We start from the raw sequence: 16,827 nt of genomic DNA, 5'->3' as shown, positions 1-16,827 counted from the left end.
ATCGTAATCGTCGCAGGCATGTGCGCAAGCGTGCTACTCACAACCGGCCGCACAGTCGGGGCGGAGGATGCAGTGCTTTCCTCGATTGACTCGGCGGGGACACGATCAATTATCGTTCGGGCGGAACCAGGGGCGGGCTTGGATTCCCGGGTGCTGGACCGGCTAACGAATTTCGACGGCATCGAGTCGGCCATTGCTTTTGGGACAGCCGCAGATACACGAAATGCAGAATTTGCGGGCGGGACTTCGGTGCCACTTCGTCCTGTCTGGAGTACCGACGATTCAAGCCTGGGTATTCCAGCTGACGGCATTGTTAACGGTGCAACCGCTTGGGCATCATCATGGGCACTCGATCAACTGGGCATGTTGAGTGCGGCAGGCGGTGTGGTTACCAATGAAGGCCGTGATTATGCAGTCGTAGGGCAATTGACGGTACCGGAATACCTTAAGTTCCTTGAGCCCATGTTGCTGGTGCCGCAGACAGCGGAGGTCGTGGCACCCGTGAGCGTTCTCGTAGTGACGACAGAACAGCCTGCTCTGGTTTCGTCTGTGTCCACGGCGGTGCAGTCGCTGCTTGCAGTGGACGATCCAAGCAAAGTTACGATCGCCACAAGTGAAGCATTCGTGACGCTCAGGGCTCTTATAGAGGGACAGCTAGGATCTTTCGGCCGCGATTTGGTGTTGGTGATCCTCGGTATCAGCGCTGTTTTCGTTGCCTCAATTCTTTATGGATTTACGATGCTACGCAGGAAGGACTATGGTCGCCGACGCGCGCTTGGCGCCTCCCGCACGCTAATTATTTTGCTCGTCCTCTCGCAAATGCTGATATTAGCCATCATCGGCGCCACGCTCGGCAGTGCGGGTGCCGTTGTCGCACTAGCCTCGACGGCAGACCCTATGCCGCCCTTGGATTTCATAGGTGCGGTCGCGGTACTCGCATGCGCGGTCGCAGTGCTCGCGGCGTCCTTGCCAGCATTAGTTGCAGCTCGGCGGGATCCAATTCGCGAATTACGTGTCCCCTAGCACGCCGAGACCTTCCATGTTATTTTCAGGGCATGAGAGTAGGGGTTTATTCTAGGAAACGGCCCGGTGTTGATCTGGACTCATTTGGTGGGCGCTCCTTCATAGCCAACGTATGTCTGGCGGCCATGCTTGTCCCGTTCTTAGCCGGATGTTCATCTACTGATGATGCTCCTCCAGTTACTCACGCTACTTCTGCCCTGGATGCAGCGGAACGCCGAATAGCTTGTCTCCAAGATCGTGGATGGAAGGCAACCCTTAGCGACGACAACGGGGTCGAGGCTTCTGTCCCTAACGACCAACTGGACGTTTATCAAAAAGACGTCGAAGAATGTGGTGAAGGTCTACTGCCAGATAAGGCAGCCTTTACTGAAGACCAATGGTCGGAAGCATACAAACTTGCGAATGAGACGGCAGACTGTCTAGCCAAACTCGGATATGAAGGGGCAAGCCGGCCGTCTCTGCAGACGTTCATTGAAAGCAATGCTGATTGGAGCATTTACGCCGATCTGCTGGACCAAGGAATTATCCTCCATTCGGACGTCGCGACGCTCACAAACTCTTGCCCCCAAGCAGAATATTGGGGATAATCCTTTAACTAATCCGAGTAGCGGATCCGATTGGGGGGTTAGAAATGGCAAAGAAACCATTGGTTGTCGGTGCTATGTCAATTGTGGGAGGTCTCCTCTTGGCTGTCAGTATGCCGACAGCAGCACAAGCGGCGACTATGCAACTCGGGAGTATAACGTGCGGCCAGGCCTGGGGGCCATACGCTCACATTCTTTCTGACGCCGCAGGATCCACAATCTCTCATGTTCATCGACTGTCATCGACCACAACAAACACTTTTAACGTATAGCAATCCGGGTCGGCAAGTGCGGATCAGCTCGAGCAATTACAAATCTGAAAGCGGTTCCTATATCTACCTCTCCGCTGACGCAAACCTTCGTGGATCCTCGCTCTACTGCGACACTTAAGCCATCCTATAGTTCGCACTGTGTCGGCTCTATCTACCAGTAGCACCTGCAACGACCGAAAAATAGATGGAACGTGACCGGATGATTGATGGGGTTATCGGTCGTTGCAATACCCAAGACTCTTGGATATTGCAACGACCGTGTCGCATTTAGTGGAGACTGCAGCCGGGCGAAAGAGAAAACTTCGACGAGTTTAATCACACCCTGCAACCACGTTCTTGCCTTCTTCCAGGAAGACCCTGGTTGCGCGACGAGTTCCGGTCCGCGGCAGGCTGGTGGTCGAAGTTGAACTCCTCCAGCAGCTTGTGTCCGGAAAACTTCGCTGCCCCGATCCGCAAGGTGGGCCCGTGAGGCGACTAGCCTGCCTCCCGTGTCCATCGCCGAGGGATCGGTAGCCGTCGGCGATCCGCCGGGCGTTCCGGTGGGGGATGAGCGAGAGGTAAAGGGCGGTCCGTCTCCACACGTATTTCCGTACATTTTTGGTTGGTTGGCCGAAAATAGCGTTCGACTGCCGTAGCTCACGCAGGTTGCTACTGCACAGGGTGCCCCGTAGGGGGTCTCGGTGAGACGGTCATACCATCGTAGGTGTAGGTGGCGGTCTGGCTCTTTCCGTCCTTGGTCGTGGCGACCCGGCCGGCCGCGTCGAAGGTGTTGGTGACTTGCGTCGGCGTGCAGCTGTGAAACGTTCCGTCCGGATTGAGCAGCACTGCCATGTAGTGGTACGCGTGATCGCGCCACCGCAGGCTCATCCCCCGTCGCAGCATCAAGTTGAGGTGTTCCCACGCCCGCCACAGCGTGACGCGGCTGACTGCTTCACCGTGGAGAGATTTGGGCCACCATGAACCGCTTTTGCCGTCGTTACGCCGGTTGTAGGCGGGCAACAGGCGCCGGCGCAGGAACTCCTAAGCCGAGCCGTGGACTAGCTCCACCGGCTCGTCCTGGGGCTGCGGTGCTGCCGGTCAGGCGGGAGGTCCGAGAATCATTACTCAGCGGCGGTTCCTGGAGTAGATCGCGGAACCCACACCGAGCGCGCCACAGGCAGCTATCACTATCCCCGCGACCAAGAGTTCGGTTGTCTCGGCCGCCACACTCAGCATGACGCCGGCAACTACAAGCAGGGAAATGATTACGATGAAGGTGCGTCCCACTGAACTTCTCCACCCCTAACAACTCAGAAGAATGCCAACTCCGCCGGTCGCCGCTCCCGTCACTGCCGAGAGAATACCGGTTGCCGCCGGCAAGCACTCGCCACGAGGCAATGCGCTCCTGCTCCTTCGCAAGGAACAGGGGTGCTCTGTCGTTGAGGGGGCCTGAGTCACAGCCTCACTATGCTCCGAGCATCGCCGATACACCGCAGGCAACTATCAGGGCGGAGCCAAGAAGACCCGTCCCAAGAAACATAGCCCTGGTCGTTATCCACCCCTCGCCTTTGGTCCTTGGATTTCGCAGGAAGTAGACCGCCCCGATCATCAACATGACAACACCAGTAGCCAACAGCGAGATCATGTTCGCTCCTTCAACGGGGCCACCCCTACGCATTTTCTGTTCAGAAAGGCCGCGTCAGGGACAACGTCTCTTCCATACTTTTACGATGATCACCAGGCAGACGATTAGTAAAGCAGAGTAGATGAGCCTTACGGGCAGGCCTTCTCCGAAGATGATCATCAGGAGGCTGATCACGGCTAGGAGACTGAATCCACCTATCCATATTTTCATTCTTGCTGTTCGTCCCTTGGTTGGCTTCGGTTCCTGGCGAGGCGCCCCTGCTCCTTCTTGAGGAACAGGGGTGTCTGGCCGTCGAGACCGCTGCGGCCTGGCGGTTGTGTCGCCCCTTCCTGGCGGCCAGCAGTCCAGCGATGATAGCCACCACTGCGGCTCCAAACGGCCAAACAGTATCGTGCCGCCCTTCCGCAAACACCACGAGCACGTGCCATCGGACCTAGTAAGGCAACCAACCTACGAATGCCGATACGAATCGGAGGTGCCGTCTTCGTCGCCGCTGTTTATATTTCGCTGCCGTCGATGTCTACGGAGAAGAATCGGAAACATCACCGCCAACATGACTACGAGAATCCCAGCCATTATGAGCGAAGCGACTCCAAACCCTAATGCTCTGGAGAGCGCATTCATCAACATTGCTCCACCAACGGGTACCGCAAAGGCCCCAAGTATGGCTAAGCCGCTGGGACGTCCGGATCCGCCGCCATTGGGCTCGGGGGAAAATCCAGGAGGGATGTGATCGGCGGGCAAGTTGACCTCCTCCGTATTCTCAACGCTCTACGGGAGTTGCGTTTGCAATACGTGGTGTAGGTGCCTAAATGCCTAAAACGCCTCGCATAGCTCCCGCGACTCCTTCCAAGGCGCCAGGAGAGGCGCTCTTCAGCCCGAGGCATCTATGGCTCCCCACGATGACGGCGTTCATGATCTATGAGGAAACCAGCTGTAGCAGCTAAGCCAACTACCGAAAGGGCGAGGATGAACCAGTCTCCTTCGGTGGCCGCGAGGAAGGTTCCCCCAACGATTCCAGCTAGCAGTGGAAGCGCTAACCAGAGGCTGAACAGTCGACCTCGTTGACGATGGGTCCAAATTTGTCCCTTTTTCGGAAACATTCTTATCCATCCCTAGAGTGCCCGACCTATTCTCTTGAGGTCGTTGAGGAATTGTACGTAATTTAAGCCATCCCTGAACTGCTGCTCCTGTGCCGCCGAGTTTGCCAAAGCTTCGGCGAGCCCTGCCACCGCGACGCTGCCGACGCAAGCGCTAACTAGCGTGAACACCAGACCAGCTCCTCCGCTCACGAGGCCTAGTCCAAGACCGATTGCTCCGCTATCGGCAGCGCCAGTTGTACATTCCACGAAAATCTCGCCGCCAGTCAGCAAACCCGTTGGATCGGTGTTGTTGGTTGGGTTGCATTGCGCGTAGGCGTAGCGATTTTGTTCTTGCCAGGAGGGATCTGGTTGGGTGAAGCGGCCGGTGGTGTGGTCGTAGTAGCGGGCGCCGAGTTTGGTGAGGTTGGTTGCGGTGTCCTTGTAGCCGCCCGTGTATTGGAAGGGGTTGTTGCCGGCCTGGGTGCCGGTGGCGGTGGTGGTGCCCCAGGAATCGTAGGTGTAGTTGGCGGCTTTCGCCTGGTTGCTGTCGGTCAGGGTGATGGTGGAGCCCAGTGCGTCGGTCGTGTAGTAGAAGGTGCCGGCGCTGTTGGTCAGGCTGAGCAGGTTGCCTTCGTTGTCGCGGACGAACGATGTGCTGTTGCTGCCGGCGGTGGTGCGGGTGATGCCGAGCAGTCCGTTGAGGATGCTGGTGGTCCCGGCTGCGGTGCGTTCGGTGTTGGACGACCCGGCGTACGTGAAGGGTGTCGCGGTACCGGATCGGGTGTGCGAGGTCATCTGATCGAACACGTTGTATACGCTGGTGGGGGTGCCTGCTTTGGTGGTGTTCCCGTTGGCGTCGTAGGTGTAGGTCGCAGCCCCGGCTGGGGGTGTCGCGCAGGTCCCGGCGGTTGGAGCGGTCCAGCAGAGCTGATCGGCGGCGTTGTATCGTAATGAACTGTGGCGGTTCCGGTCTTGGCTGCGGTGAGTCGATTTCCATTGGCGTCATACGTCCAGGCTTCGGTGCTGGTCCCGGTCACGGCCTGGGTGAGGCGCGCCATCTTGTCGTAAGCGTAGGTGGTGAGGGCGCCGGTCTCAGTGGTCATGGTCTTGCGCACGCAGTGCCCCGTCCTTGCCGGTGGCCCCCACGGTGTACGTGTAGGCCCGCTTGGAGAGCACGGTGTTGGAGCTGTTGGTCGCGGTAATGCTCGTGATGCGGTCGGCTTTGTCGTAGACGGTGGTGTTCTTCACCCCGTTCGGGTGCTTTACCACGGTGCGGCGGTCGTTGTTGTCATAGCTGAAGCCGGTGCATTTGGTGCTGTTCGGGAACACCGGGGTGGCCGGGCACGAGCCGCCGGGCGCGGCCAGGGCGACGAGCCGGTCATCGTCGTCGTAACGGTAGGCCACGGTCCCGGCCGGGTCGGTGTAGGAGGTGATGTTGGAGGCGTGGTCCCAGCCCAAGGTCGTGGTGGTCCCGCCGGTGGTCTTGGTCTTGGGCCGGTTCTGGCTGTCGTACGTGTAGGTCGTGGCGCCGGCAGCATCGGTACGGGAGGTGAGGTTCCCGTTCCCGGTTGGGAAATGGCCGTGTCATTGGCCCACATTGGGGATGGAATGATGACCCAAATCGAGCCTGACTTGCCGATTGACCATGCGGCCGCCCTCACATCCCTCAAGGGACTTGGTGCGGCAGGCACAGTCGATGATCATCACTCGTTCGGATCGCTCCTTGCCGGATGGAAGAACAGAGGCGGGCCCCATCCTCCAGGCCAATGCATAAGTTCTCGCGTTTCATCGACGCGTTAGAGGACCGGTTTATGCGACTGGCGGGCGGGCAACTCCCGACCTTGAGAAGGGAAGGTCTTGTTGCCCCCGGAACGAACGCCACTAACCCCCTTTAGCCACCCGGTCCCGCCTCAGCGGCGGACGGGGAGGATCGTCGTCGTGACGGCCACGGCCTGCGGCGTGCGGGGGACGGAACCGAAGCCGAAGCGCACGGGCGGATCCACCGGCGCGAGGGGCCCGAGGCCGGCCCCGTTCCAGCTCGCCGCGGCGCGCTCAATGCTACGGATGGAGCGCACGCCATAGTACTCCCGACGTCCGCCTCCGGCGGAGCCGGCGGTGGCCACCCCCGGGAGCAGGATCCCCGCGGCGCCGTTCACGGCTGTCAGCCACGCCGGGTGGACGGCGATCCGGGCGGGGACCAGTTGCAGCATCCAGCCCAGCGCTGTCACCGGGCCCAGGTCGGCGCGCAGCTCCAGCGGGCCGCCGGAAACGCGGAGGACCAGTGCGGCGGTCCCGGGTTCGTTCCCCGGTTCCGCGCTCCGTTCCCCGGCGGGGCTCAGGCTGGCGTCCAGCGGCGCCACCACCACGTCGCCGAAGCGGTAGGTCGCGGACACATAGTCGGCGACCGCCCGGTTGGGGGCCAGCAGCGTCCGCAGCCCGTCGCGGTCCTCGGTCATGACGTCCGTGAAGGCGCCGAGCGGCGAGTCCATCCAGTGCCCGACCACCAGTCGGCGACCCGCGCTGGTGCCCAGACCCGCGATGAACCCTGTAAAGCGTTCCATCCGGCTACCGTACGGCTCCGCCAGGCCCCGCCGCACGCCGTTGCGTAGAATCGACCCGTCCACCTCCACGGACGTCTGCGGCCGCAGCCACCCCGGGACGCCCGTGCACAGGCCCTGAAGCTGCCGCCCTGGTCGGGCACTCCGGCTAGCTGCTGAGCTCGGCGACCGCTTCAAGGTGTTCCGGGCGGACGGGAACGGTGTTCGGCTGGTATTCCGGATGCTTTTCCACATAGGCCTTGAAATAGGGGCAGACGGTGACAGCGGCCACGGCTGCGGCAGACGTGTCTTCGAGCGCGTAGCTGGCCAAGCGTCCGGCGAGCCCCTGGCCGGAGTATTCCTCCTTGACGGTGGTGTGGAAAAAGATCCGTTCCGGACCCGTGCTGCCCTCGAACGGCAGCCAGTGGGCCTTGCCGATGACCTTGTCTCCCTCGAGCAGTTCGTAACGGTGGCGTTCGGCGTTAGGGCGGACGGTGATTGTCGCTTCGGATTCCATGCTGTCTCCTGTAGTTGTCGGCCGGGGGAGCGTCATGCGGGTCAGCCTCGGGGGCGCAGTTGGACGGTCGGCAGGGTTGGCGCCGGGAGCGGGGCCGGCATCCCCTCCGGGTACGGGCCGAACCGGGGATAGGGGGTGCCGTCCGGGTACGTGCCACCGGCTGGTTCCGGGGCGGGTTCGACGTCGATCTCTGCTTGCCAGGCGGCGCGGTAGGCGACGATCTCGTCGTGGCTCCTTCCCACGAAGTTCCACCACATGATGATTTGCTCGCCCAGCGGCTCGCCACCGATCAGCAGCACCCGTGCCGGGACGTCCCCCGCCTCCAGCACCACGCGGCCGCGGCCGGGGGAGAGATAGACAAGGTGGTCTACGGGTACCTCCTCCCCGTCCAGCCGAAGGTCCCCGGTATCCAGCAGGATGCCGTGTTCGAAATCGGGGTCCAGGTCGAGTTCCAGCCGCGATCCGGCCCGGAGGACCGCTTCGGCGCCAAGCAACGGCGGGGTGCGCGTATTGATTGGGGAGGTGGAGCCGGCCAAGCTGCCGATGAAGACCCGCACCTCGGTTCCGTTGCCGACAACGGGTTCCGGCGCATAGTGCTCGAAGGTCGGCGGCATGTTCCGGGTGGATTCCGGAAGCGCGAACCACAATTGCGCGCCGTGCAGGAGGGTAGTGTCCGGCGTCGAGAATTCCTGGTGGGAGATGCCCCGGCCGGCAATCATCAGGTTCACCTCGCCCGGACGCACGATCGCTTCAAAGCCGGCGGAATCCCGGTGCGCGATCTTCCCCGAGAACAGCCAACTGACCGTGGCCAAGCCGGTGTGCGGGTGCCGGGGAACCTGCATGCCGCCGCTCTGCGAGACCAGATCCGGTCCGTAGTGGTCGAGGAAGCACCAGGCCCCGATCAGGCTGCGCCGTTTCTGCGGCAGTGTCCGACGAACGTTCATGGCACGGATCCCGCCCAGCGGCACATCCCGTGGAGTCAGGACTTCCACGTCGGCGGCGTCGGCTTCCAACGTGCAGACAACTTCCCGTGGTGCAGTCTCCATGTTGCTCATGGCCTAAGTCTAGGCACCAGCACGCTGAAGCACCCGTGCGGCATCCGTTGGAACTTCCACCTCTGTGCTTCGGAGAGGATAGAGGTATGGAGGAACTCGGCGAACTGCTGCGCAGCCTGGATTACTGGTGGATCTATCTCGCCGGGACGTTATTCGTGAGCGTCTCCGCCATGGTTCCCCCGGTGCCGAGCACCACGTTGTTTGTGGCGCTGGGTTCGCTGTCGGTGCATACCGACCAACTCAACCCCTACCTACTGGTGGCAGCCATGCTGGCCGGAGCGGTAGCGGGTGATGCTGCGACTTTCGTGCTGGTGCGCCGCTTCAACCTCCCGGAGCGCAGGTTCTTCTCCGGGAGCCACTGGCAATCCGGCTTCCGTGCCGCCCGGACTAAGCTGGGGCGCAAGGGCCTGCCACTGGTGATGACGTCCCGGTTTGTGCCCTTGGGGCGGCTGACGCTCAACGTGGCGGCCGGGATGATTCCCCAGCCCGGCCGACGGTTCCTGGCGCACTCCGTCATTGCCGGCGTGTTGTGGTCCGCCTACTCGGTGGGCGTCGGTGCCCTCTCCGGTGCCTGGCCCCAGCTGACCACAGAGTTCGCCGTACTGCTGGCCATTGCCGTGTCCTTGGTGCTGGGAACGGTGATCAACCACGCGGTGTCGTGGTGGGAAGGCCGGCAACTGCCGGAATTTGTTCGGAAGCGGGGCAACTAGACAGCAGCCGCCAACACCGGCCGGAACCAGTGTTGACGGCATCTGTCCTATCCCCGCTCTTCCACCCCGCACCAGTTGGCGATGAACAGCGCGATGCTTTTGGTGATGCGACGGACTGACTCGACGGACACACGCTCGTCAAAGCCATGGATCGCTTCGGAGACCGGTCCGTACACCAGCGTGGGAGTGTCGGCGTAGAGCGTGAAGACCCGTCCGTCGAGGTAGCCGGGGGTGGTGAAGCTGCCGAGCTCGGTGTCAAAGACCTGCTGGTGCGTGCTCTGCAACAGGGACTCGGCTTCACTGCCCGGTTCCAAGACGTAACCCTCGGAAAAGAATCCGGTCTTGGCGGCGACGGCATGGATAGGCGCCGGACCGGTCCCAAGCTGGGCGAGTCGCTCCTGCAGTTCGTTCCAGGCTTGTTCAGCCGGGATCCCGGGGTAGATGGCTGCCCGCACATCGAACTCGCACCACGCGGGAACACTGGAGGGCCAGTCGCCGCCGGCGATCTGCCCGAAATTGAAGTTGATGGGGTGCTCCAGGTCCTCGAAAAAGCGGTGCTGGCCGCGGTCAGCGTTCCATTTCTCCTCGACCTCGCGCAGAGCGGTCATGGCGGTGTAGGCGGCGTCAATGGCGTTGAAGCCGGTGCCCATCTCGCGCGGGTGAGTCGGGTTGCCGGTAACACGCACCTTGAACCAGAGCACGCCGACGTTGGCCCGGACCAGCATGTCCTCTTCGGGCTCAGGAATGATCACGGCATCCGCCCGGTAGCCGCGCATGAGCGCCGACAGTGAACCGTTGCCGGTGCATTCTTCTTCGACCACGGACTGGAAGTGGATGCGGCCGGCCGGGTCCAGACCAGCGGCCCGGACGGCGTCGAAGGCGAAGAGATTGCCGGCCAGTCCCGCCTTCATGTCACCCGCGCCGCGGCCGTACATCCAGCCGTCGATGATGGGTGCGTCCCAGGGGGAGCGGGACCAGTGCTCTTCCGGACCCTCCGGCACCACGTCGACGTGCCCGTTCAGGATGAGTGAGCGGCCGGCTTCGGAGGCGGGGCGGTAGGTACCGACGACGTTCGTCATGTCCTCGTAGGAGACGTTGACCGGCCCGAAGCCTTGGTGCGTAGCGAGCTCCTCGGGGTCAAGCTGCCAGCGGTCCATGTCCAGCCCGCGAGCGGCCATGGCCGAGTGCAACAGGTCCTGAGCGCTGCCTTCCTGGGTGCGCAGCGACGGGTGCTTCACCAACTCCTGAGTAAAGGCCAGCTGGGCGTCGAAAGCGGCGTCGACGGCCTCGAGGATACGCCGGGACTGTTCTTCGGTGATCATCCATTGCTCCTTGGGTATGACGTGGGGGAGCCGCTTGGTCGGGCGGCTCCCCCACGGTTGTTGGAGAGTGCTGCTTGCGACGGCGGCGCTTGCCGGCCGTCGGGATCCGCACCTGTTGGGGCGGGAAACGGGTCTAAGCGTCTGCCACGATCTGCTTGTCCTGGACCCGCATCCGCTCGCCGAGGAATCCGCCGACGGCAGTGAGCAGCGCGATGATGGCCAGGATCATCGCAGCTCCCCAGGACGCGTTGCCGGAAACACCGAGCATGGCGGTGGCGATCATCGGCATGAAGCCGCTGGTAGCACCGGCGATGTTGTAGCCCAGGGCCACACCGGAGTAGCGCAGCTTGGCCGGGAACAGTTCGGTCAGCAGCGCGCCGTTGACCGCGTAGGCCACGGCAATCAGCATGATGCCCAGAGTGATGGCCAGGGTGATCAACAGCGGGGACTTGGTGTCGATCATCGCGAAGATCGGGAAAGCCAGGACGGCGGTCAGGATGCCGCCCCACATCGTGACCTTGCCCGGGCCGACCTTCTCGGCCAGCCGGCCCATCAGGATGGTGACGATGATCTGCGCGACGGCGGCGACCAGGGTGGCATTGACCATGACGTTGCGGTCCACGCCCAAAGTGTTGGCTCCGTAGCTGACAGCAAAGGTGGTGATCATGTAGAAGCCGCCCACGCCCAACAGTGCGGCGAGTACGGCAACCACCAGGCGGCCGCCGGCATGCCGGAAGACTTCGAACGCCGGCACCTTGGCGGTGTCTTCTTGAGCCAGCAGGTCCTTAAAGATCGGGGATTCCTCAACCTTAAGCCGGATCCAGAGCGCGACCAGCAGCATTGGAATGGCCAGCAGGAACGGAATGCGCCAGCCCCAGGCATCGAAGCTCTCAGACGGGAGCAGCAGCACCAGCGTGAAGGCGGCGGAGGCCATCAGGGTAGCGACCGGTGAACCAATCTGGACCAAGGCGGCGTAGCGGCCGCGCTTTTCGGCCGGGGCATGCTCGACGGCCATGGTCACCGCGCCGCCCCATTCGCCGCCGACGGCCAGGCCCTGGACCAGTCGCAGCACGGCGAGCAGGATCGGTGCGGCCAAGCCTATGGTGGAGAAGTCCGGCAGCAGGCCGATCAGTGCGGTGGCGACGCCGATCAGGACGATCGTCGTCAATAGCGCCGGACGGCGTCCATAACGGTCACCGATGTAGCCGAAGACGACGGCGCCTATGGGGCGTGCCGCAAAGCCCACGCCGAAGGTGGCGAAGGAGGCCAGCAGGGCTGCGGTTGGGTCCAGGTCCGTGAAGAACAGTCGGTTAAACACCAGGGCCGCGGCAGTGCCGAAGAGGTAGTAGTCATACCACTCAAGGGCTGTCCCGACGAAGGCGGCGCGGGCAATTTTGCCCGCGTCCTTGCCGGAAACTGTCGGCGGGGCGCCGGGAGTGTTGAGGGATTGCGGCGTCGTCACGTGGTTGCCTTTCAAGCTGTGTGGGCCGGCGTCGTTTGTGGAGCGGCGGCACCGATAATTCCAATGGCCCTGAACGGAGGACATCCCGCGGTAGAGCTGTGAAGTACCTCTCGACTGTATGGGAGTGCCAATAGCCTAAACAATGACAATACTCACCGGTTTGACAGGGGTGGATTGTGCTTATTCACAAAACGTCTCAACTTTTGTAATCCGCGAGGGCAACCAGCGCCAAGGCAGCTTGTGCTGGCACGGTCATGTCCAGCCCGATGACCTCTTCCAGCGAATGCAGTCGGTTGACCACCGTATTCCGGTGGCAGTACAGTTCCTCCGCCGTCTCCTTGATCGAACCAGTGCGGGCATAGCTGCGTGCCACCTGCAGCAACCGCTGCCGTTCGTGCGGCGTGCAGTGGTCCAAGGCGGTAGTGACCGGAAGCGAGAATCCGGGGAGGGCGTTTTCCAGCAGGTCCCGGGCGATCGTCATCCACGTTCCCGGGATGGTGGCCAGTCCCGCCTCCGCCCCGTGTTTGGCGGCCAGGACCAGGGCGGACGCTGCCGCTTGGGGAATCGCCGCCAGTCCTTCAACGCCGGGGACGTAGCCGGCCGGAAACTCGGGCGGGTCGTCCTGCCACGTCCGTCCGGCGCGGACTACGCGGAAAAGGTACAACGCGCCCGCGCGTTCGTAGCTGAAGGTCTGGCGATCCGCGGCAGGCTGACGCGGCAACTTCGCCGCGGTTTCCCGGGTGACTGCCATCAGTTCGAAGACGTCCGAGCTTTGCACTTCCAGTCCGGCGGCGATGTCAGAGACCTCGGACGTGTTCCGCGTGTCCGTATTAAAGAGCCTCGACAGCAGTCGTTGCCGGTGCAGTTGTTTGTCGCGGGCGAGCAAGGCTTCTTCTTCTGAAAAGGCTTGCTGGATGCTGCTGACGTAAGTCTCCACCGTGTCCAGAACGCGGTCCATGTTGGCCACCAGGATCTCGGTGCCGTGCCCGCGCGCCACTCGTTCAAGCCCTTTCCACAGGACCCTGAAGTCGTTGCGGACAGCGCTGAGGAAGGCCTCCAGCGGAACGCCCTGGCGGGCCCGGCGCGCGGCGACATCCCGCGGCAGGGAGACAAGATCAGCGGGCAGTTCCAGTCCGGCGAGCAGGAACAAGAACCTCTCCATGGTGTCGACCGCGGTCCGGCGGACATCCTCGTCCGGCACCAGAGCTCCCTCGTAGGAGATGCTGGCGAAGCGTTCCAGGAAGTCGCTGACCAGCGAATCGCGTTCCTGCCAGAGGCGCTGGATCAGTTCCATCCACTGCGGCTCCGCGGACGGGTCCGGATCGAAGTCCCGGGGCGGCCCGGCGCGGTGCGGAAGGATCTCTGCTAGCGACTCACTCATGGACCCATTTTAGGCAATCGCCTAATTCTTTCGGAAGTTATGGCGTCATTTAGCCATTGAGTGCGACATTACTCCAGTGTTGAATGGACGTGGCGGCCCGGCATGGCCCTGCACGCCAATCGTCGCTCCGGGCACGCCGCAGCGAAAGAACGAAGAGGACTCATGCTCGTCGATCTCCTGATCCGCAACGCCCGCATTCTGACCCAGGATTCCGAACAGCCGGTGGCTGAGAGCCTGCTAATCCACGACGGGAAGGTGCTGGCACTCGACGTCGACCAGCAGAGTGTTCCCCGCGCCCGAAGGGTTATCGACGCCGCAGGCGCCGTGATTGTCCCCGGCTTCAATGATGTGCACGCCCACAGCGTGTGGTTCGGGCTCGGCCTGATGGAAGCGAATCTTGGCTCCGTTGCGAGCCTTGACGAGGCCTACGCGGTGATAGCCGAAGCCGCTGCTTCGCTGGCGGAGGACGAATGGGTGGTGGCCTCGGGCTACAGCCCGCTGCTGCACAACGGCGCCCAGCCTGACCGCGATCGGCTCGATGCTGCCGCCGGCGGCCGTCCGGTCTGGATTAAGCACTCGTCCGGCCATGCCTGCAATGTCAACGGCATCGCCCTCGACCTGATCGTGAAACGCGGGGCGGACCTCGCTGCGCCGATCGACGGCGGCGTCGTTGCCACAGATTCTGAGGGCCGGCCCACCGGGCTGCTGGAGGAGAACGCCATGCGGCTGGTGCAGGACATCATGCTGCCCTACCCGCTGGCCACCATCGAACGCGCGCTGGACCTGGCGACGTCCCACTACCTGACCGAGGGCATCACCAGTGTCACGGACGCCGGCATCGCGGGCGGATGGATTGGCTACTCGCCGCGCGAATTCGGCGCCTACCAGAGCGCGCGCGACAAGGGCCTGCTGAGCGTCCGCATGCAACCGATGATGGTTTTGGATGCTCTCCATCGGGTTCCGGGACACGAGGCAGACCCTGACTCCCGTGGGCTTGACGCCGGCATCCGCACCGGCCTGGGCGACGATTGGCTCCGGCTGGGCCCGGTGAAGATTTTCAGCGACGGATCGCTGCTGGGCAGCACCGCGTACGTCACCGAAGAATACGTGGGCTGCCCGCATAACCACGGCTACCTGCAGATGGACGCCCAAGAGCTGCGCTCATCCTCGCTCGAGGCCTACCGGGCCGGTTGGTCCATCGCCATGCATGCGATCGGCGACCATGCCGTGGACCACGCGATCGACATCATCACGGAAGCCCAGGAAACGTACGGCCGCAAGCCGCTGCCCAACCGGATCGAGCACGGCGGCGTGGTCCGGCCAGAGCAGCTGGACCGGATTGCAGCGGCCGGCATCGTGCTGGTCCCGCAGCCGCATTTCATCACGGAGTTCGGCGATGGCATGGCCAGGCTGCTGGGACCGGAACGGACGGCGACGTCCTACCCGGCCAACAGTCTGTTGAAGCGCGGCGCCACGCTTCCGGGAAGCTCGGACCGTCCGGTGTCCAACGGCCGACCGCTTGATGTGATGCAGTCGTTCGTCCAGCGGCTGACCCCCTCCGGCGAGGTTTACGGTCCGGACGAGAGGATCACCGCGGCCGAGGCGCTGAACGCCTACACCGCCGGCTCCGCCGCGGCCACGGGAACTGACGGGACCAGAGGTCGGCTGATGCCGGGCATGCTGGCCGACCTGGTCTTTTTGGACCAAGACCCCACCGTCGTCGACCCCTCGCAGATCAGCGCCACCCAGGTGCTGGCAACCATGGTGGGCGGAGAGATCCGCTTCGGCGCAGAAAACTTCCCGGCGCAGGAAGACCGGGACACAGCGATGGCATCGACCGGGGAGGAAACCCGATGAGCACCACCCACCAGGAATTTCTGGTTGACTTCGCCGCCATGTCCGGATTCGGCGCCACCGCCGGCGGCGGCGTTGACCGGCAGGCGGGCACGACGGCGGACCACGCCACCCGCCGCTGGTTCGGCGAGTGGCTGGCCCAGCATGGCTTTGCCGAAAAAGTGGATGCCGCCGGAAACCAGTTCGGCACCCGTGACCTTGTTCCCGGCGCTCCCTACGTGCTGCTTGGATCGCATCTGGACTCGCAGCCACTGGCCGGCCGGTACGACGGCGCCTACGGCGTGCTGGCGGGGGCCCACGCGGCGGCCCGCGTCGCGGCCGAAGCTGCTGCCGGCGGGCTGGAACCGGCGTACAACATTGCCGTGGTCAACTGGTTCAACGAAGAAGGCAGCCGCTTCACGCCCAGCATGATGGGCAGCTCGGTGTTCACCGGAAAGCTGCCCTTGGAACAGGCACTGGCCACCGCTGACCCGGCCGGGACCACCGTTGCCGAAGCCCTGGCTGCCGATGACCGCGGCACCAACTCCGCCGCGCCGGTGCTGGCGGAGGTGGCCCGGTACGCCGAAATCCACATCGAACAGGGCAAGAACCTTGAGGAAACCGGCACGCAGGTAGGGATCGTGGACCGCACCTGGGCGGCCAGCAAGTACCGCGTCACAGTCGACGGCGCGCAGTCGCACACCGGCTCCACCCGGATGGAGGACCGCCGGGACGCCCTTTACGGAGCCGCGCTGGTCATCTCCGCCACCCGGGACCTCGCCGCCGAGTTCGCGCCCGGGCAGCTGCACACGTCGGTGTCCGAGATGTACGTGCTGCCCAACTCGCCGGTGACCATCGCACGGCAGGCAGTCATGAACCTGGACCTGCGTTCACCGGACGAGGAAGTCCTGGCCCGCGCCATGGAGTTGCTGGACAAGCGCATCGCCGACGCCGAGGCCCTCTCCCGAACGGACATCTCGCTGGTGCAGACGCACCGGTGGGGCTTGGTTTCCTACCAGCCCGGGGGAGTGGCGCTGGGGACCGCCAGCGCAGAGCAGCTCGGCTTCAGCCACACGAAGATCATGACGGTAGCGGGGCACGACTCCACCAACATGAAGGACGTGGTCCCCACGGTGATGCTCTTCGTGCCCAGCGTCGACGGCATCTCGCACAATGAAGCAGAATTCACCCGCGACGATGACGCCCTGCGCGGCGTGGACCTGCTGACCGAGGTCACACGGCGGCTGGTCCGCGGCGAGCTCGCCGCCGACTAACAGTCCGTCGGCGACTGCTGGGGGCTGTTCGAGTGGCGGCAAAGAACCCAGACATTATCCTCGCCGTGGCGTTCGAAGGTGACCGTGCTGACCAGGGCATGGATCAGGTTGAGCCCCCGGCCGGACTCGGCGTCGTCATCGACTTCTGGCG

Annotated in this window: 16 protein-coding genes; 5 read left to right on the top strand and 11 right to left on the bottom strand. The window is 63.3% G+C overall.

Going from position 1 to position 16,827, the window contains the following annotated elements:
* Positions 1-138: 138 nt before the first annotated feature.
* Positions 139-1,023, top strand: coding sequence for an ABC transporter permease (locus AC5RW2_RS25130; RefSeq protein WP_494074730.1), 885 nt, complete (start codon positions 139-141; stop codon positions 1,021-1,023).
* Positions 1,024-1,055: 32 nt separating this feature from the next.
* On the top strand, positions 1,056-1,610 hold the full coding sequence (locus tag AC5RW2_RS25125) for a hypothetical protein (protein WP_493963911.1): 555 nt from the start codon (positions 1,056-1,058) through the stop codon (positions 1,608-1,610).
* A gap of 917 nt (positions 1,611-2,527) precedes the next feature.
* Here AC5RW2_RS25125 and AC5RW2_RS25120 read toward each other — a convergent pair.
* The 8 genes from AC5RW2_RS25120 to AC5RW2_RS25085 form a co-directional block, all read right to left on the bottom strand.
* Positions 2,528-2,893, bottom strand: a complete 366-nt coding sequence (locus tag AC5RW2_RS25120) for a DUF4913 domain-containing protein (protein WP_493963948.1) — start codon at positions 2,891-2,893, stop codon at positions 2,528-2,530.
* A 430-nt stretch (positions 2,894-3,323) separates the two neighbouring features.
* Positions 3,324-3,503 carry a hypothetical protein gene (locus tag AC5RW2_RS25115; RefSeq protein ID WP_493963910.1) on the bottom strand — a complete coding sequence of 60 codons (180 nt, stop codon included), beginning with the start codon at positions 3,501-3,503 and terminating at the stop codon, positions 3,324-3,326.
* Between the two features lie 1,115 nt (positions 3,504-4,618).
* Positions 4,619-5,392: an RHS repeat-associated core domain-containing protein gene (locus tag AC5RW2_RS25110; RefSeq protein WP_493963909.1), complete on the bottom strand. Its 774-nt coding sequence runs from the start codon at positions 5,390-5,392 to the stop codon at positions 4,619-4,621.
* The gene (locus tag AC5RW2_RS25105; RefSeq protein WP_493963947.1) at positions 5,377-5,643 is read right to left on the bottom strand and encodes a hypothetical protein; all 267 of its coding nucleotides are present in this window, start codon (positions 5,641-5,643) and stop codon (positions 5,377-5,379) included. The genes AC5RW2_RS25110 and AC5RW2_RS25105 overlap by 16 nt, the downstream gene beginning before the upstream one ends.
* A gap of 34 nt (positions 5,644-5,677) precedes the next feature.
* On the bottom strand, positions 5,678-6,043 hold the full coding sequence (locus AC5RW2_RS25100) for an RHS repeat domain-containing protein (RefSeq protein ID WP_493963908.1): 366 nt from the start codon (positions 6,041-6,043) through the stop codon (positions 5,678-5,680).
* A gap of 452 nt (positions 6,044-6,495) precedes the next feature.
* Entirely contained in the window at positions 6,496-7,146 is a 651-nt protein-coding gene (locus AC5RW2_RS25095) for a hypothetical protein (RefSeq protein ID WP_493952045.1), read from the bottom strand.
* A 145-nt stretch (positions 7,147-7,291) separates the two neighbouring features.
* Complete coding sequence (locus tag AC5RW2_RS25090; protein WP_493963907.1) at positions 7,292-7,639, bottom strand: GNAT family N-acetyltransferase; 348 nt, start codon at positions 7,637-7,639, stop codon at positions 7,292-7,294.
* A gap of 41 nt (positions 7,640-7,680) precedes the next feature.
* A complete protein-coding gene (locus AC5RW2_RS25085) occupies positions 7,681-8,694 on the bottom strand; it encodes a pirin family protein (protein WP_493963906.1) in 1,014 nt (337 codons plus the stop codon).
* Between the two features lie 86 nt (positions 8,695-8,780).
* Between AC5RW2_RS25085 and AC5RW2_RS25080 the strand changes: the two genes are divergently transcribed.
* A complete protein-coding gene (locus tag AC5RW2_RS25080; protein ID WP_493963905.1) occupies positions 8,781-9,404 on the top strand; it encodes a DedA family protein in 624 nt (207 codons plus the stop codon).
* A 47-nt stretch (positions 9,405-9,451) separates the two neighbouring features.
* Here AC5RW2_RS25080 and AC5RW2_RS25075 read toward each other — a convergent pair whose 3' ends face one another.
* From AC5RW2_RS25075 to AC5RW2_RS25065, 3 genes are all read right to left on the bottom strand, one after another.
* Positions 9,452-10,726, bottom strand: coding sequence for an ArgE/DapE family deacylase (locus tag AC5RW2_RS25075; protein ID WP_493963904.1), 1,275 nt, complete (start codon positions 10,724-10,726; stop codon positions 9,452-9,454).
* A gap of 133 nt (positions 10,727-10,859) precedes the next feature.
* A complete protein-coding gene (locus AC5RW2_RS25070) occupies positions 10,860-12,188 on the bottom strand; it encodes an MFS transporter (protein WP_493963903.1) in 1,329 nt (442 codons plus the stop codon).
* Between the two features lie 196 nt (positions 12,189-12,384).
* Positions 12,385-13,569 carry a helix-turn-helix domain-containing protein gene (locus tag AC5RW2_RS25065; RefSeq protein WP_493963902.1) on the bottom strand — a complete coding sequence of 395 codons (1,185 nt, stop codon included), beginning with the start codon at positions 13,567-13,569 and terminating at the stop codon, positions 12,385-12,387.
* Between the two features lie 162 nt (positions 13,570-13,731).
* Between AC5RW2_RS25065 and AC5RW2_RS25060 the strand changes: the two genes are divergently transcribed.
* Together AC5RW2_RS25060 and AC5RW2_RS25055 are read left to right on the top strand one after the other, a co-directional pair.
* Positions 13,732-15,426: an amidohydrolase gene (locus tag AC5RW2_RS25060; RefSeq protein WP_493963901.1), complete on the top strand. Its 1,695-nt coding sequence runs from the start codon at positions 13,732-13,734 to the stop codon at positions 15,424-15,426.
* Entirely contained in the window at positions 15,423-16,676 is a 1,254-nt protein-coding gene (locus AC5RW2_RS25055) for a M20 family metallo-hydrolase (protein WP_493963900.1), read from the top strand. Before AC5RW2_RS25060 ends, AC5RW2_RS25055 begins: the two co-directional genes overlap by 4 nt.
* Positions 16,677-16,827: the final 151 nt, after the last annotated feature.

It is taken from the genome of Arthrobacter sp. B0316-1-20 (assembly GCF_059091865.1).
The sequence above is the reverse complement of the archived record's forward strand: the minus strand, read 5'-3'. Positions and strand labels throughout refer to the sequence as shown.

What these genes read in the sequence shown, in the direction of transcription:
- AC5RW2_RS25125 (WP_493963911.1), top strand. Translation starts at nt 1,056, where the DNA reads ATGAGAGTAGGGGTTTATTCTAGGAAACGGCCCGGTGTTGATCTGGAC.
- AC5RW2_RS25115 (WP_493963910.1), bottom strand. Translation starts at nt 3,503, where the DNA reads ATGATCTCGCTGTTGGCTACTGGTGTTGTCATGTTGATGATCGGGGCG.
- AC5RW2_RS25105 (WP_493963947.1), bottom strand. Translation starts at nt 5,643, where the DNA reads ATGGCGCGCCTCACCCAGGCCGTGACCGGGACCAGCACCGAAGCCTGG.
- AC5RW2_RS25095 (WP_493952045.1), bottom strand. Translation starts at nt 7,146, where the DNA reads ATGGAACGCTTTACAGGGTTCATCGCGGGTCTGGGCACCAGCGCGGGT.
- AC5RW2_RS25090 (WP_493963907.1), bottom strand. Translation starts at nt 7,639, where the DNA reads ATGGAATCCGAAGCGACAATCACCGTCCGCCCTAACGCCGAACGCCAC.
- AC5RW2_RS25085 (WP_493963906.1), bottom strand. Translation starts at nt 8,694, where the DNA reads ATGAGCAACATGGAGACTGCACCACGGGAAGTTGTCTGCACGTTGGAA.
- AC5RW2_RS25080 (WP_493963905.1), top strand. Translation starts at nt 8,781, where the DNA reads ATGGAGGAACTCGGCGAACTGCTGCGCAGCCTGGATTACTGGTGGATC.
- AC5RW2_RS25075 (WP_493963904.1), bottom strand. Translation starts at nt 10,726, where the DNA reads ATGATCACCGAAGAACAGTCCCGGCGTATCCTCGAGGCCGTCGACGCC.
- AC5RW2_RS25065 (WP_493963902.1), bottom strand. Translation starts at nt 13,569, where the DNA reads ATGAGTGAGTCGCTAGCAGAGATCCTTCCGCACCGCGCCGGGCCGCCC.
- AC5RW2_RS25060 (WP_493963901.1), top strand. Translation starts at nt 13,732, where the DNA reads ATGCTCGTCGATCTCCTGATCCGCAACGCCCGCATTCTGACCCAGGAT.
- AC5RW2_RS25055 (WP_493963900.1), top strand. Translation starts at nt 15,423, where the DNA reads ATGAGCACCACCCACCAGGAATTTCTGGTTGACTTCGCCGCCATGTCC.